General features: G+C 68.1%; 18 protein-coding genes. 7 read left to right on the plus strand and 11 right to left on the minus strand.

Going from position 1 to position 14,959, the window contains the following annotated elements; genetic code table 11:
- Positions 1-78: 78 nt before the first annotated feature.
- The 5 genes from ACJH6H_RS19870 to ACJH6H_RS19890 all read right to left on the minus strand — a co-directional run bounded on the left by ACJH6H_RS19870 (position 79) and on the right by ACJH6H_RS19890 (position 3,501).
- Positions 79-1,317, minus strand: a complete 1,239-nt coding sequence (locus tag ACJH6H_RS19870) for a DUF222 domain-containing protein (protein ID WP_318986570.1) — start codon at positions 1,315-1,317, stop codon at positions 79-81.
- Between the two features lie 283 nt (positions 1,318-1,600).
- On the minus strand, positions 1,601-2,041 hold the full coding sequence (locus ACJH6H_RS19875) for an isoprenylcysteine carboxylmethyltransferase family protein (RefSeq protein ID WP_318986571.1): 441 nt from the start codon (positions 2,039-2,041) through the stop codon (positions 1,601-1,603).
- Positions 2,042-2,119: 78 nt separating this feature from the next.
- Entirely contained in the window at positions 2,120-2,593 is a 474-nt protein-coding gene (locus tag ACJH6H_RS19880; RefSeq protein WP_318986572.1) for a glucose-6-phosphate dehydrogenase, read from the minus strand.
- Positions 2,594-2,658: 65 nt separating this feature from the next.
- On the minus strand, positions 2,659-3,210 hold the full coding sequence (locus ACJH6H_RS19885) for a hypothetical protein (RefSeq protein WP_318986573.1): 552 nt from the start codon (positions 3,208-3,210) through the stop codon (positions 2,659-2,661).
- A 78-nt stretch (positions 3,211-3,288) separates the two neighbouring features.
- Complete coding sequence (locus tag ACJH6H_RS19890) at positions 3,289-3,501, minus strand: hypothetical protein (protein WP_318986574.1); 213 nt, start codon at positions 3,499-3,501, stop codon at positions 3,289-3,291.
- Positions 3,502-3,611: 110 nt separating this feature from the next.
- Between ACJH6H_RS19890 and ACJH6H_RS19895 the strand changes: the two genes are divergently transcribed.
- Positions 3,612-3,815, plus strand: coding sequence for a cation transporter (locus ACJH6H_RS19895; protein WP_212812576.1), 204 nt, complete (start codon positions 3,612-3,614; stop codon positions 3,813-3,815).
- Positions 3,812-5,923 carry a heavy metal translocating P-type ATPase gene (locus ACJH6H_RS19900; protein ID WP_318986575.1) on the plus strand — a complete coding sequence of 704 codons (2,112 nt, stop codon included), beginning with the start codon at positions 3,812-3,814 and terminating at the stop codon, positions 5,921-5,923. The genes ACJH6H_RS19895 and ACJH6H_RS19900 overlap by 4 nt, the downstream gene beginning before the upstream one ends.
- On the opposite strand, the gene ACJH6H_RS19905 is transcribed toward ACJH6H_RS19900, so the two are convergent.
- Complete coding sequence (locus tag ACJH6H_RS19905) at positions 5,924-6,724, minus strand: family 16 glycosylhydrolase (RefSeq protein WP_318986576.1); 801 nt, start codon at positions 6,722-6,724, stop codon at positions 5,924-5,926.
- A gap of 67 nt (positions 6,725-6,791) precedes the next feature.
- The gene (locus tag ACJH6H_RS19910) at positions 6,792-7,871 is read right to left on the minus strand and encodes an adenylate cyclase regulatory domain-containing protein (RefSeq protein ID WP_318986577.1); all 1,080 of its coding nucleotides are present in this window, start codon (positions 7,869-7,871) and stop codon (positions 6,792-6,794) included.
- 42 nt (positions 7,872-7,913) lie between these two features.
- Between ACJH6H_RS19910 and ACJH6H_RS19915 the strand changes: the two genes are divergently transcribed.
- Both ACJH6H_RS19915 and ACJH6H_RS19920 read left to right on the plus strand, forming a co-directional pair.
- Positions 7,914-8,402 carry a DNA-deoxyinosine glycosylase gene (locus ACJH6H_RS19915; RefSeq protein ID WP_318986578.1) on the plus strand — a complete coding sequence of 163 codons (489 nt, stop codon included), beginning with the start codon at positions 7,914-7,916 and terminating at the stop codon, positions 8,400-8,402.
- A 76-nt stretch (positions 8,403-8,478) separates the two neighbouring features.
- A complete protein-coding gene (locus ACJH6H_RS19920; RefSeq protein ID WP_318986579.1) occupies positions 8,479-9,441 on the plus strand; it encodes an alpha/beta hydrolase family protein in 963 nt (320 codons plus the stop codon).
- Here ACJH6H_RS19920 and ACJH6H_RS19925 read toward each other — a convergent pair.
- Together ACJH6H_RS19925 and ACJH6H_RS19930 are read right to left on the minus strand one after the other, a co-directional pair.
- The gene (locus ACJH6H_RS19925; RefSeq protein ID WP_406775642.1) at positions 9,438-10,814 is read right to left on the minus strand and encodes an amidase; all 1,377 of its coding nucleotides are present in this window, start codon (positions 10,812-10,814) and stop codon (positions 9,438-9,440) included. The genes ACJH6H_RS19920 and ACJH6H_RS19925 overlap by 4 nt on opposite strands.
- 17 nt (positions 10,815-10,831) lie before the next feature.
- The gene (locus ACJH6H_RS19930) at positions 10,832-11,659 is read right to left on the minus strand and encodes a DUF6597 domain-containing transcriptional factor (protein ID WP_406775643.1); all 828 of its coding nucleotides are present in this window, start codon (positions 11,657-11,659) and stop codon (positions 10,832-10,834) included.
- 27 nt (positions 11,660-11,686) lie between these two features.
- Here ACJH6H_RS19930 and ACJH6H_RS19935 point away from each other — a divergent pair, with 27 nt between their 5' ends.
- Genes ACJH6H_RS19935 through ACJH6H_RS19945 form a run of 3 tightly spaced genes read left to right on the plus strand, consistent with a single transcriptional unit; the run spans position 11,687 to position 13,068 of the window.
- On the plus strand, positions 11,687-12,154 hold the full coding sequence (locus ACJH6H_RS19935) for a glyoxalase/bleomycin resistance/extradiol dioxygenase family protein (protein ID WP_212812584.1): 468 nt from the start codon (positions 11,687-11,689) through the stop codon (positions 12,152-12,154).
- A 24-nt stretch (positions 12,155-12,178) separates the two neighbouring features.
- Positions 12,179-12,625: an HIT family protein gene (locus ACJH6H_RS19940; protein ID WP_212812585.1), complete on the plus strand. Its 447-nt coding sequence runs from the start codon at positions 12,179-12,181 to the stop codon at positions 12,623-12,625.
- Positions 12,622-13,068 (plus strand): nitroreductase family deazaflavin-dependent oxidoreductase, encoded by a 447-nt coding sequence (locus ACJH6H_RS19945; protein WP_212812586.1) that lies wholly within the window; start codon positions 12,622-12,624, stop codon positions 13,066-13,068. The genes ACJH6H_RS19940 and ACJH6H_RS19945 overlap by 4 nt, the downstream gene beginning before the upstream one ends.
- On the opposite strand, the gene ACJH6H_RS19950 is transcribed toward ACJH6H_RS19945, so the two are convergent.
- The gene (locus tag ACJH6H_RS19950; RefSeq protein WP_318986585.1) at positions 13,065-14,117 is read right to left on the minus strand and encodes an LLM class flavin-dependent oxidoreductase; all 1,053 of its coding nucleotides are present in this window, start codon (positions 14,115-14,117) and stop codon (positions 13,065-13,067) included. The two genes, ACJH6H_RS19945 and ACJH6H_RS19950, sit on opposite strands and share 4 nt — an antisense overlap.
- 3 nt (positions 14,118-14,120) lie before the next feature.
- Entirely contained in the window at positions 14,121-14,951 is an 831-nt protein-coding gene (locus ACJH6H_RS19955) for a uracil-DNA glycosylase (RefSeq protein WP_318986586.1), read from the minus strand.
- Positions 14,952-14,959: the final 8 nt, after the last annotated feature.

A 14,959-nucleotide genomic window follows, 5' to 3' on the forward strand; every position in this document is an offset into this window, starting at 1 on the left:
TGCCACTCCGCCGCTGAAGAGGCAGGCCCGCGATGTGTTGTCACTGTTGAGTTGTCAAGGTGCGCAATGCTTTAGGTGTTATGCGGCTGTGTCGAGGCGCATGGTGCGGCGGTTGTATGCGGGGATCGGTTTTCGTTGCGGGTCGACGGCCGCGGGTGGGACGAGCCAGGGGTGTTTGTCCAGGCCCACGACGACGTCCCAGCCGTCGTGGTGGACGTTGGCGTGGCAGGCCGGGCACAGCAGGCAGCCGTTGGCTAGTGATGTCTCACCGTGGTGGGTCCAGTGGATGATGTGGTGGGCGTGGGTGCGTCCGGGTGGGGCGCCGCATTTGATGCAGCACTGATCCCGCAGATACAGCGCTTTGCGCAGGTGCGCCGGGAACAGGCGTTTCTCTCGGCCCATATCGAGGGGTACGTGTTCGCCGTCGACGATCATGGTGGTGACGGTGGTGTCGCAGCAGATTCGTTCCAGGGTCATGGTGCTGATCGACCCGATGAATTCCAGCGTGGCCAAATCCGGGGCATCCGCCGGGACGGTCACCAGTAGCTGCGTGCGCGGGGCCGAGGCGGTGTCGCCGCCGCGGGCGGCGATGTCCAGCACCGCTTCCAGCGCGTCGGCCCGCCGCCTGCCCGCCGTGCGGGTGTCGGGGCTGCCGTCGGGTTCGGGCCGCGGTGCCGAGTGTTCCTCGATCGCTGCGACCAGCTTGGCGCCCACCTCCACGTCCAAGTCCGCGCGCACCTGCACCCGACCATCGGAGGTGACGCGGTGCTCGACGGTGTTGACCGACCGGTCCTCCGCGGCCGGCAACCCACCTTCGGCGGCCGCATGCCGGTTCCCCAAACGGCGGGCGCGGGCCCCGATGTCGGCGGGCGTCGCCCCGGAGAAGAACTGCCCCAACAGATCGGTCACCTGCCCGAACCGGTCTTCCTCGCTCACCTCACCGGGTGCGCGGGCGCGGATGTGGTTGACGCCTTTGACAATCGCATCCACATGCTCCCCCGAGATCGCCCCGTCGGCAGCATGCGCCGCGAGCGTGGGCAATGCCGGCAACGCGCCCGATACCCGGATAAAGCGCTCGGCCACCGACGGGGCACATCCCAACGCCATCAACAACTCCCTCGGCGTCCGCCCCTGCGCCGCCGCCACCCCGCGGCGATCCAACACCCCGGTCAGCATCGCCGCCACATGATCGATCACATTGCGCAGCTTCATCACGCACGTCATCGCCGCCACCGCGTCGTCCCTGGACATGTCGTCGGTGACGGCCACGCCACGCAGGTGATCGAGAAGAGCGTTGAAATCCGGTGCGATTCCCATGCCCAATTGTATCGAACATCTGTTCGAACAGCAAGGAGTTTTCGGCCTACATCAGGACATCGGTGACGGTTCGAGCGATCCCGGAAGGGCAGTTGCGACCGCCGAACTTGGGCTGCGGGGTCCCGTGGCCCGGGCGTGCCGTCGATCCGGCACCGAATGCGCCGATGCCGACGGCAGGATGCGCAGGCGGGCGGCGCGGGAAGACGCGCGGGCGCGAGGTGTCGAATACGCAGGCACAGCAGGGAATTTCACTCGCCTAGAGACCGCGTCGCCACCCACAGACCTACGGCCGATATGGCGTGACCCTCGGCAGCCAGGCAGGTACCGACTCGCAGTAGCGCCGGTACTCGTCGCCGAATTGCCTCAGCAGCGCGGGTTGCTCATAGAAGTAGACGAACGCGGCCGTGCCAAGCACGAAAAAGACTGCATACCAAAGCAGTACCGGCTGGCCGAGGACCAGCGCCTGACCAACGATGACGGCCGCGACCGCGAGGTACATCGGGTTGCGGACGTACCGGTGCGGCCCCGTCACGACCAAGTTCTGCGTCGGCGCGGCCGGCAAGGGCGTGCCGAGCCCATCACTGGCGAATTTGTAGATCGCCGCGAGCAGCACCGGGAGGCCCAGAGCAATCAGCACCACGCCGCCGATCCATGTGCCGGGCACGCCGAACAGGTCACCGATCCGCCGCCAACCGGTCAGCGAATATGGGATCAGGCCGGCCATGGTGCCGGGTACGACGACGGTGAAAACCGCACTGCGCACCAGGCTTTGGCGGCGCAGGGACGCCGTCGAGCCCATGACTCAGGCCGCGAACGCTGCCGTCAGCTGGACCCGGATGACCGGATCGGATTCGAGGCGATGCCGCAGCGCACTCTCGAACTGCCAGATGGACGCGAGGTCGTGGTCCATCCGGCAGTCCACGGCTGCGGCCGTGCCCGACGGCGGCGGGCTGTCCGCGATGTGGTCGGCAACGGGTTCCAGCAGGGTCCGCGGCGCCGCCAGGTAGTAACCGGGATTCGGACCGCCGACCTCGGCCGCGTACAGCAGCCCGTGCTCGGTGATGATGATGTGCGTGGCCAGGACCCGCACCGGCCCATGCCGCTCCGCGGTGCCCCATTCCTCGGCCGCCAACCGTCCCTGGATGGCGTGTAGTCGCACGTCATCCGTGAGGAATTTCGTGAAGTCACCCGGCGCGAGCACCCGGGCCGACGCGAGGTCGGCATTCAGGCTGCCGCACAGCATCTCGCCGATGTAATTGAACAACCGATCGCTCATGACGCGCTCCCATCGGGCCAGTACCTTGAGCCTGCACCCGAGCGGCGGCGAACGTCAATGGTTGATCAGAGTTGCGGACCCTCCGCGCGAAGATCGTCGACCGCCGTCATGGCGTCACGCAGTTTGGCGAGCCACTCCTCGGCATGTTCGCCGACCAACCGGACCGACCACGCCAGCGCATCGGACCGCGACCGGGCCACGCCGGCGTCGACCAGGGTGTCGAGAACCTGACGCTCGGGCTGCTTCAGTCGGGTCATCACCGGAACAGCCAAGTGGGTGAACAGGATTCGCTCCGACTCCCCGACCGACACACCCCAGGCCACTTTGCGGCCGTAGCGGGCCTCGGCCTCGTCGGCGATCCGCATGCGCTCGGCCCGGGTCTCTTCCCGGAACCGCGCCACGCGCCCGGAGGCCCGGGCGGCCGTTTCCGGATTCTCCGGCTCGGGCAGTCGCCCGATCACCACGATCTCCTCGCGGTCCACCGTGACCTCCGGGTCGCCGGCGAACCACTCTTCCGGGAGCCGGCCGGCGAACCAGTCGGCGGCGTCGCCCGCGTCAGGCTGCTGCGCTTGTTGCCAGCCGCCACGGCGGTCCTGGCCTGAATGACGTTGCCTCATGCTTACATGATTACACCGTTACAGCTGTAACGAAACGGCCTTTCACCCCAAGTGAACGTACGCCGCAAAAAGGGGCTATCAGCGCTTACGCAGCAGCGCGGAACCGCCGAAGACGGCCGCCCCGAGCGCCACCAACGCCAGGAACACCGCCCAGCCCGGACTGACGAAGACACCGACCAGGACGATGGCGGCAATCACCGGCGACGCCAGGAACAGCAGCATGCCCGGGTGTTCCTTCGCTACCGCGAGGGCACTCTTCGCCCGGACCGGGTCAATTTCTCTGCGCGCCATGGAACCAGGATGCCACCCGAGGCGACTAAAGGAAGAGATTCAGCCGACACCCGAATCCGAGACCCGAATCACAGCCCTACCTATACCCCCTATGGGTATATACTCCAGGCATGAGTCAGGTACTTGAAGTTCAGGGAATGTCGTGCGGACACTGCGTCGCGTCCATCACCTCAGCTGTCGAGCCGCTGCCCGGCGTAACCGGCGTCGAGGTGGACCTCAAGGCCGGGACCGTACGAGTGGACGGCGAGGCCGATCGGGCCGCCGTTGCCGCCGCCATCGAAGACGCCGGATACGACGTCGTCCAACCAGCATGACCACGTCGGTCACCCTGTCCGTGGGCGGCATGACGTGTGCGTCGTGTGCGGCCCGAATCGAGAAGCGGCTCAACCGGATCGACGGTGTTCACGCCAGCGTGAACTTCGCGACCGAGCAGGCGGCCATCACCTACCCGGACAGCGTGACCACCGACGATCTTGTCGCGGCCGTCGAGGCCACCGGCTACACCGCGAGCGTCGACAAGGCCGATACCCCCGCCGAACCGGCCTACCTGCCGCGCCTGCTGGCGTCACTGGCCCTCACGATCCCCGTCATCGCGCTGTCCATGATTCCGGCCTTGCAATTCCCGCACTGGGCGCTGTGGGCGCTGGCCCTCGCCACCCCCGTGGTGTTCTGGGGCGCCTGGCCGCTGCATCACGCCGCGTGGACCAACCTGCGGCACGGCGCGGCGACGATGGACACCCTGGTGTCGCTGGGTGTGCTCACGTCGTACCTGTGGTCGGTATGGATGCTGGCCATGGGCAGCGACCACCTCTACCTCGAGGTCGCCGCCACCGTCACGACCTTGATCCTGGCCGGCAAGTTCTTCGAGACCCGCGCCAAGCGGCAGTCCGGGGCCGCGCTGCGCGCGCTGCTCGATCTCGGCGCCAAGGACGTCGCGGTGCTCCGTGACGGCTACGAAACCCGGGTGCCCATCGAGGAACTGGCTGTCGGAGATGTCTTTGTCGTCCGCCCGGGCGAGAAGATCGCCACGGACGGCGTGGTGGTGACGGGAACGTCTGCCGTCGACGCGTCGATGTTGACCGGCGAATCGGTGCCTGTCGAGGTCGGCCCCGGCGATCAGCTGGCCGGCGCAACGGTGAATGCCGGTGGGCGCCTTGAGGTCAAGGCCACCCGTGTCGGCGCCGACACACAGCTGGCGCAGATGGCGCGCCTGGTGGCCGATGCGCAGAGCGGCAAGGCCGACGTGCAGCGCCTCGCCGACCGGGTGTCGGCGGTGTTCGTGCCGGTGGTGATCGGGCTGGCGCTGCTGACGTTAATCGGCTGGCTGGTCGCCGGCGGCACGGTGAGTGCCGCGCTGACCGCCGCCGTTTCGGTGCTGATCATCGCGTGCCCCTGTGCCCTGGGCCTGGCCACACCGACGGCCCTGCTGGTCGGCACCGGCCGCGGCGCGCAGCTGGGCATCCTGATCAAGGGCCCGCAAGTACTCGAATCGACCCGCAAGGTCGACACCGTCGTGCTGGACAAGACTGGAACGGTGACGACCGGGAAGATGACGGTGGCGGCAGTACATGCCCAGTCCGACAACGTGTTACGGCTCGCCGGAGCCTTGGAGCACGCGTCCGAACACCCCATCGCCCAGGCCATCGCGACCCGGGCCGCCGCCGACGGGCCGCTGCCGGCGGTCACCGACTTCGTCAACCACGACGGCCGCGGCGTCACTGGCGTAGTCGACGGTCACGAGGTCGCCGTCGGGCGGTACAGCTGGCTGGCCACGGCGGCCACCCCGGAGTTGGAGAACGTTGCGCACACGGCTGAGGCGGAAGGCCGTACCCCGGTGTGGGTCGCGATCGACGGCGCCACAGCCGGCGTCATCGTGGTGTCCGACAAGGTGAAAGACACTGCCGCCGAAGCCATTGCCGACCTCGAGAAGCTGGGACTGACCCCGGTCCTGCTGTCCGGGGACAACGCCCGCGCGGCCGGCGCGGTGGCCGCCGAAGTCGGCATCGCGACGGTGATCGCCGAGGTGCTGCCCGCGGACAAGGTCGACGAGATCAAGCGCCTGCAGGATCAGGGCCGGGTCGTGGCGATGGTCGGCGACGGCGTGAATGATGCTGCCGCCCTTGCCCAGGCCGACCTGGGACTGGCCATGGGTACCGGCACCGATGTGGCGATCGAGGCCTCGGACCTGACCCTGGTCAGTGGCGACCTGCGGGCAGCGGGCGACGCGATCCGGCTGTCCCGCGCCACCCTCAAGACCATCAAGGGCAACCTGTTCTGGGCGTTCGCCTACAACGTCGCGGCGATTCCGCTGGCGGCCGCGGGCATGCTGAACCCGATGATCGCCAGTGCGGCAATGGCTTTCAGCTCACTGTTCGTCGTGAGCAACAGCCTGCGGCTCCGCAGTTTCAAACCGAGCAGGTAACTACCAGATCTTCACCCAGTCGACCAGCATCTCGGCCGGGTACGTTCCCCCTGACGGGTCGCCGCCACCGGACCCGGCGACGGCGAGGCCCAGGATCGGGAACAGCGTGTAGCCGGGGTCGTTGAAGTGCCAGTTGGGCAACGACTTTGCCGGGACATTGAAGTACGGTTGCGCGCCGTCGGTGTAGTCCAGCCAGAACCGCATCCCGGCGTCGTCCCACTGGCAGCGCCAGTTGTGCCAGGCACTGTCCGGCGTGATGTTGTGCGAAACATGTTCGCCGCCATTGAGGTTGACGTGCACGGTCGTACCGTGGGCCCAGCTCCCGTTGCCGTACCACTCCATGATGTCGACCTCGCCGCCGATTCCGGGCGAGTTGTTGGCCAGATACCAGGCCGGCCAGCAGCCCGGCGTCAGGCAGTTGAGCTTGATCCGGGCCTCGAAGGTATGGCCGATGCCGGCCTTGAAGGTGCCGAAAATCTTGCCGCTGTAGTACGTGTTCCCGTCCTTGGCCGCCCGGATCACCAGGTTGGACTTACCGTCCAGGAACAGGTTCTTGCGGTCGTTCCGGTACTGGCCGACGCGTTCGGGCATCTCCCAATACGTCGGGTTCTCCATCGACTCACGGGCCGTCGCGATCTCCCATTTCGAGGTGTCGGGCGACGATCCGGCAGGGCCGTCGAAGTTGTCCTCGAAGATGAGTTTTCCGGGCGTATCAGCGTGGGCCTCGGCCCTGGGAAGCGTGGCGGCCAGCAGGCCCAGCCCCGCCATCGACAGCATGCTGCGACGATCAATGTCTGGCATGCCTACCCATGTAAGCCGCGTCTCGGCCTTCGTGCAAGCCGGTATACGAGGGGCATCGGTGCCGCGGTTACTCCACGCCGCGGCGGGCGCGGAACAGTTTCACCTCGTCACGGATGCCTTTGAGCCGTCGTGCACCGGCGAAAGACCACTCGAAATCCGGCGCGTCGCCGACTGCCTCACGTGCGGATTCAGCCAGCAGAACCGACCCGGGCCGGGCCACTCCCGTGACCCGGCTGGCCTGGTTGACCGGCCGGCCGAACCAGTCCCCGGCCCGGCTCACCGCTGGCCCCGTCGCCATGCCCGCCTTGAGGCGCGGCAGGAATTCGTCTTTCTCGGCCGCGTCGACGAGCTGCAGCACCATGTTCAGCAGCGGGACCGGCTCAGCGCTGACCAGCATGACCTCGTCCCCGATGGTCTTGACGAACCGCACCGGCGGCTCGGCTAGATCGCGCGCAAGATCGGCCAGCCGCTGCGACAACTGCTCCAAATCCTCCGGCGGCAGTTCCTCCCCCAGACTGGTGAACCCGACGAGATCGGCGAAGGCCACCGACACCTGCCCGGACCCGGGCAGCGGCCGTCCGGCCATCCGTTCGGTGGCGCTGACCTCCTCTTCCAGCATGGCGTGCAACAACTGGGTCCGGAGCATGTCCTGGATCATCGGCCCGAGCAGCGGCGCGGCCTCGCCGATCAGCGCCGCGGTGGCTTTCGCGCCGTCGAGTTCGCTGACACCCGGTTGCAGAATCGCGGACAACGCGGCAAAACGCATGACCTCGACGGTGCGGGACAGACCTTCGGCCATGACCTGGACGACCGCGACGACCTGATCCTCCGGCAGGCCGAGCCGGAGGAACCGCTGGGCGTAGCCGACCAGGTCGCTGTCGACCGGCAGGAACAGCTCGGCGTCCAGGTCTTCGGACCGGGGCCGGCCGGCTGCATGCAGAATTCGTTGCAGCAGGTCCAGATTCACGCCCCACCGCTCGCTGATCTGCCGGGCCGACAACCTGGTGCCGTCATCACCCAACGCCCGCCGCGAAGGCAGCAGCATCGGCGCGAACGACTCGTTGATCTGGTCCTCGGTGAACCCCTCGGACAGCAGCCAGTCGGTCAGCTCGGCACGGTCGACCGGCTCGGCAGCTTGTTCACTCACCCGGCCAACCTATCGCGCCTGGCAGCCCCGCAGAATGGGCACATGACCGAGCCAGAGATGCCGCTACGCACGGGGCTGCCGGCGATTGTCGGCGCCGACCCACGGGTGCTGATCCTCGGCTCGTTTCCCAGCGAGAAGTCGCTGGACACCGGCGAGTACTACGCCAACACGCGGAACCAGTTCTGGCGGCTGCTGGGTGCGCTCATCGGGTTCGACGCGGAGCTGCCCTATGCCGAGCGCCTCGACGCCGTCACCGCCGCCGGGGTGGCGCTGTGGGACGTCGTGCACAGTTGCCGTCGAGTCGGCAGCCTGGACGCCAATATCGACCGAAAGACGTTGGTGCTCAATGATTTCGACGCGTTCCTGACGCAACACCCGACGATCGAGCGGGGCTTCGTCAACGGGCTGACGGCGTACACGCTGTTTCAGCGCGCCGACATCGCGCTGCCCGCCGCCCGCCTGCCGTCGAGCAGCGGAGCGCTGACCATGTCGTTCGCCGACAAACTCGCGGCGTGGCAAATGATCCGCTGAACGTTTCACCTCGGCCGATGGGGGTATGCCGCGCGAATGTGGTGTGTATCCGCATCCGGACCCAGGGGGTTTACCCATGTCACGCATCGCCAAGAACCTGCCGGGATTCACGAAGTATCTGGGTGCGGCGCTGACGGCGCTGACGATCGGTGGTCTGATCGCACCGACGCCGGTCGGCGCGTTCTCCCGACCCGGATTGCCCGTCGAATACCTCAACGTCCCATCGGCGGCCATGGGCCGCGACATAAAAGTCGAATTCCAGGCCGGCGGTCCGCACGCCCTCTACCTGTTGGACGGCCTGCGCGCGCAAGACGACAACAACGGCTGGGACATCAACACCCCGGCGTTCGAGTGGTACAACGGCTCGGGCCTGTCCGTCGTGATGCCGGTCGGCGGCATGTCGAGCTTCTACACCGACTGGTATCAGCCGGCCGTCGGCAACGGCACCACCCAGACCTATAAGTGGGAAACCTTCCTGACCAGGGAATTGCCGGCGTGGTTGGCCGCCAACAAGCACATCTCAACCGGCGGTAACGCGGTGGTCGGGCTGTCGATGAGCGGATCGACCGCACTCATGTACGTGGCGGACCACCCGGACAAATTCCGGTACGCCGGTTCACTGTCCGGATTCCTGAACTTGTCCGACTCGTTCTGGCCGTCGCTGGTCGGGCTGGCGATGAACGATTCCGGCGGCTTCAACCCCGGCGCCATGTGGGGGCCTCCCGGTGATCCGGCATGGGCGCGCAACGACCCGACGGTCAACGTCGGCAGGATCGCCTCGTCTGGCGCCAGGCTGTGGGTGTACTGCGGCACCGGCACGCCGGACGACCTGGCGGGCGCGACAAGCGGTGTGCCACAGCAGTTCCTGGAGAGTTTCACGCTCGCGTCGAACACCAAGTTCCAGGGCGCGTACCAGGCCGCGGGCGGGCACAACGCCACGTTCAACTTCCCGCCGACGGGCACGCACACCTGGGCCTACTGGGGTCAGCAACTCCTGCAGATGAAGCCCGACATCCAGGCCGCGCTCGGCGCGCGCTAACCGACCGGAGGCCGCCGGCCCGCCCAGGGCCGCGCACCTTCTATCTGCGCACTCAGCGACAGCAGCGTCGCCTCGTCAAAGGGCCTGCCCACCAACTGAATCGACGTCGGGACACCGTTATTGTCCAGCCCCCACGGCACCACGGCCGCCGGTTGACCGGTGACATTGAACATGGCCTGGAAGGGCACGCGCGCAGCGACCGACGCCAGCGTCGAGACGGCGCCGCGGCGCTGGTACTGCCCGACCCGCGACGGTCCGGTCGCCGCGCCCGGGGTGATCACCACGTCGACACTGTCGAAAACGGATTGCACCCGAGCGGCGAGCGCGGGTTCGGCGGCGCGGATCGCGTCGATGCGCCGCTGCGAGATCAACCCACCGATCCGGGCGAAGGACCGGGTGCGGCGGTCCAGTCGCTCCGGATGCGGCAGCGCGGACACGTCGTCGTAGACACCGCGGAAGTAGCGCGGCAGGGCGTGGCCGTACACCGCCGACCGCGGATAGTCCGGATCTCGTTGGACGACGTCGTGGCCCAATTCGCGCAACAGCTCGCCCGCCTGCTCCACCGCGGCGCGCTGCTTGGCGCCCACCCGTGCCGTCACCAGCGGTGGCACCTTGGTGCTCAACGCAATCCGCAAGCGTCCGGGTGCCTGTCGTGCGGCCGCCACGAAGCCGCCGTCGGTGGTGGCGTCGAGGAACAGGGCCGCGTCTTCGACGGTGCGGGCCAACGGCCCGTAGGCGACCAGGCCGCACCACGAATCGTCGTGCGGGCTCAGCGGCACGCGGTCGCGCTGCGGTTTGATGCCGAACAACCCGCACCAGGTGGCGGGAATCCGGATCGAGCCCATCCCGTCCGATCCCAGCGCCATTGCCGCCAGCCCGGCGGCGACCGCGGTGCCACTGCCCCCGCTGCTGCCGCCCGGCGCATACTCCGGATTCCAGGGGTTTCGCGTGGTGCCGTAGGTCAGTGTCTCGGTGAAGGGCCAGATCATCAGCTCGGGCACCGTGGTCTTGCCCAGGATCACCGCGCCGGCATCGCGTAGCCGCCGAATCACCTCGGCGTCCGTGGTGGCGGCCGGTCCGTGCGCGCTGCTGCCGAACGTGGTCAGTTCGCCCGCCACATCGGTGTCATCCTTGATGGCGATCGGCACGCCGAGCAGCGGTAGCCGTTCCCCTGCGTCCAGCCGGGCCTGCGCGGCCTGCGCCTGGGCCCTGGCACTCTCGGCCAGAACCGTTCGATAACAACGCAATTCGGGATCGATGCGCGCGATCCGGTCCAGGTACAGCTCGACGAGTTCAGGTGCGGTCACCGTACCGGCGGCGAGCATCCTGGCCTGTTCGGCGGCGCCGGCGAACGCCAGGTCACGAGGGTCCATGCGGCGCAGATTACCCATCATCGGCGGTGTTTTGTGGCGTACTCCCCCGGCGTGCAGCCGAGCATGGCGTGGAAGTCGTTGATGAAGTGCGCTTGGTCGTACCAACCCAATCGCACTGCCAGGTCGGCGAAGTCGAGGTCCGGCACCGTCTCGATCTGCAGTGCCGCGTGCTGCAGACGGTAGCGGCACAGCACCCATTTCACCGGCACCCCGACGTACCGGCGAAACACCCGCTGCGTTGTCCGCTCACTCCAGGGAGACAGCGCCATCACCTGTTCGACCCGGTGCAGCTGTGAATCGGCGCGAACCCGGTCGAGCAATCGCGTCAGGTCCCGATACGTGGCGTCCACATCGGTGTGGTTGCCGATCGCGGCGTCGAGAGCCGCTGCGGCCCGGTCGATATCGTCGGCGAAAGGGACTGCGGCGCCCAGTAATTCCGCACCCACCGGCAGCACGCGGCCCGTCAGCGCGCCGGCGTCCCGGCCGAAACGGGCCGCGAAGCCGCCGGGCCGGAACCTGGCGCCCACCACCGAACCTGCCCCCGACAGCGTGGTCGTGAACACCCGCTCGACCACGCCGTGCACCAGCGTCGCCGGCAACCGGTGACCGTGCCGGACCTCGTCGGTGCCCCACTCGTGCGTCAGGTGCACCGCGGGAAAGGTGATGACGGTGCTGTCGAACGGCTCGACGTCCCGTAAATCCCAAGTGACGGACCAGAAGTTCTCGACCCAGACCGCTGCCGCGGCGGACGGCTGCCACTGCTGCAGATCGAACACCGAGCCGGTATTGGCACGGCCGACCACACCCAGCTTGGGAGCTGTTGTCGGGTTTTTCCAAGCCGCCACACCATTGACCCTACGAAACTGGGTGCCATGAGCGTGCAACCAATTCCCCAGGGCTACACCAGCCTCACCCCGTTCCTGGTGATCGATGGGGCCGCCGCCGCGATCGACTTCTACGTCGAGGTGTTCGGCGCGCGGCTGATCGAGAAGATGGACGCGAGCGACGGCAAGGTGGCCCACGCCGAGCTGGACTTCGGTACCGGCCGGCTGCAACTGTCCGATCCCAACCCCGATTACGAACTGGTGGCGCCGCCCCGCAGCGGTCCGGTCACGCATTCGGTGGTGCTGTACTGCCCCGATGTCGACGCGGTGGTCGACCGCGCCGAGCGGGCCGGCGCGACGATCCGGGAAGCGACACAGACTTTCGTCACCGGTGACCGGTTCGCGTCGATCATCGATCCATTCGGCCAGCGCTGGGCGGTGATGACGCGCGTCGAAGAGGTCGACGCCGCCGAACGCGACCGCCGGTTGTCGGAGTGGGCGGCCTCCAACGTCTGACCCCGGTTGGCCTACCGTGAACTGATGGCCTGTGTGTTCTGCGACATCGTCGCCGGGAAGGCGCCCGCGGTGCGCGTCTACGAAGACGCCGACTACGTGGCGTTCCTGGACATTCGCCCGTTCTCCCGCGGCCACACCCTGGTGGTCCCCAAGCAGCACTACGAGAACCTCGTCGACACCCCGCCGGACGTGGTGGCCGGTATGGCCAAGCTCGGTCAGCGCATCGCCCAGGCGTCGCGCGAGTCCGGCCTCCACGCCGACGGTAACAACGTCGCGATCAACGACGGCAAAGCCGCATTTCAGACGGTGTTCCACATCCACCTGCACGTCGTCCCGCGCAAGCTGGGCGACAAGCTGGCGTTTGCCAAAGGGATGCTGCTGCGCCGTGATCCGGACCGGGAGACCAGCGGAAAGATCCTACTGGAGGCGGTGGCGCGGCTGTCTGATCCGCAGGCAGACTTGCAGCCATGAGCATGCCCCTGTGGGAGAAATACCTCGGTCTCCCGTTGCTGAAAATGCACGACCGGATCTACCAGAAGACCGAAGGCCGGATCGGGCACCAGTTCCCCGGCGTCCCGCCGAGCCTGCTGCTGCACACCGTCGGCGCCAAGACGGGCCTGGCACGCACCACATCGCTGACCTACGCGAAGGACGGCGACGCCTACCTTGTGGTCGCGTCCAAGGGCGGCGAGCCGACGGCGCCCGGCTGGTACTTCAACCTGAAGGCCAAGCCCGACATCGAGATCAACGTCGGGACGAAGCGGATCCCGGTGACCGCGCGCGTGGTCGGCAAGGACGACCCCGACTACGCGCGGCTGTGGCAGATCGTGAACAAGAACAACGCCAACCGGTACGCGGGATATCAGAAGCGCACCACCCGGCCGATCCCGGTGGTCGCGCTGACGCCCCGCTAGAGCAGCTGCTCGGCGAGCAGCCGTAGCGTCGTCTCGCGAGCCGGGGCGGTGGCTGGATCGCAGCCCCGGCGAGCGGCGGCGACGGGGCTGACCATCACCTCGTCGACACCGAAATGCGATGCCAGGTCGCGGATTTGGTCCGCGGCCTCCGCGGGTGCGCCGACGACGGCCCGCTCCATTCCCGCGGCGACGATGGCCTGCTGCGTGGCGGTGAGCTGGTTGTGCTCCGAGTCTTCGACCAGATCCAGCGCACGCAGCGGCTCGCCGGTGCGCAGCCATGCCATCATCTGCAGGTTGGGGCGGATCAGCTGTTCGGCCTCGTCGCGCGTCTCGGCCACGCAGGCGTTGACGGTCATGAACGTGGTTGGCTTGTCCGCGAATTCGCTGGGCCGGAACTCTTCGCGGTACGTGGCCAGGGCTTCCTCGGTGCCCTGCCCGGAGAAGTGGTGGGCGAACACGTACGGCAGCCCCTTGGCCGCGGCGAGGTGCGCCGAATACATCGACGAGCCCAGCAGCCACAGTTTCGGCGGGCTCACCGCCGACGGGGTGGCCTTCAGGATGTAGTTCTTGTCCAACAGGTTTCGTCCCTCGAGGGACACTTTGACGCCGCCGGGGCTCATCAGCGCGACGACGTCGTCGAGGTACTCGGGAAAGCGCTGAATGTCCTCGTCGGTGCGCCCGGCCGGGCCGCGCAGCGCGATCGAGGTGACGGGGTCGGTACCCGGCGCCCGGCCGACGCCGAGGTCGATGCGGCCCGGCGCTGCCGCCTCCAAGAGCGCGAACTGCTCGGCGACGGCCAGCGGCGCGTGGTTGGGCAGCATCACGCCGCCCGAGCCGAGTCGGATCTGAGTGGTCTGCGCGGCCAGGTAGCCAAGGACGACGGGCGGGCTGGTGGCGGCGACCGCGGGCATGTTGTGGTGCTCGGCCACCCAGTAGCGGGTGTAGCCCAGCTCATCAGCGACCTTGGCGAGGCGAACGGTGGCGGCGAAGGCATCGCCGGTGGACTGGTCGCTACGGACCGGGACGAGATCGAGGACAGACAACTGCACGATCTATTCCAACCCTTCGGGGCGGGATGCGATTCCCTTGGCCGTGCTGAACACGTCGTCCAGCATGGCCGGGGTGAGCCGGCCGGTGAAGGTGTTCTGCTGGCTCGGGTGGTAGCAGCCGAGGAGCCGCCGCCCGTCGGGCAGCACGGCAAGCGCGCCGTGCCCGAACTTCGGATACGGCCGTCCTGCTCCCGTCAACTCCAGCGCGGCCTTCCAGGCGAAGCCACCGAGTGCGACGACGACCCGGACGTCCTGACCCGTCAGCCGCCACTCCGCGCTGAGCCACGGCTCGCACGTGAGACGTTCCTCCGGCGTCGGCGCGTTGTCCGGCGGGGCGCACCGGACGGCGGCCACCACCCGAATGTCGTTGAGGGTCAAGCCATCTGCCGCATCGATACTGTCGGCGCTGCTGGCCAGGCCGACGCGGTGCAGCGAAGCGAAGAGAAAGTCGCCCGACCGGTCGCCCGTGAACACCCGGCCGGTCCGGTTGGCACCGTGGGCGGCAGGCGCCAGACCCAGCACCCAGATGCGCGGCCGGTCCACGCCGAGCCCCGGTGCCGGCCGGCCCCAGTACGGTTCGGCGGCATAGGCCTTGCGCTTGGCCACCGTGCGCATGGCGACGTCCTCACGCCAGGTGACCAGACGAGGACAGCCCCGGCACACCGACACCTGGGCGTCGAGGTCGGCCAGACTGGCACAGCGACGGGCCCTGGCCCGGACCTGCGCCGCCGTGCGGGCGACGGGGGTGTCGGCGTCGGCCGGGTCCCCGGGCCAGCCCGCGCCGGCCGGGACCGGGGACGGGAACAACACTCCGGTTCGGGGATGTGGCAGCACCCCAAGAT

This window comes from Mycobacterium sp. SMC-21, from assembly GCF_045310825.1.
Lineage (GTDB): Bacteria > Actinomycetota > Actinomycetes > Mycobacteriales > Mycobacteriaceae > Mycobacterium.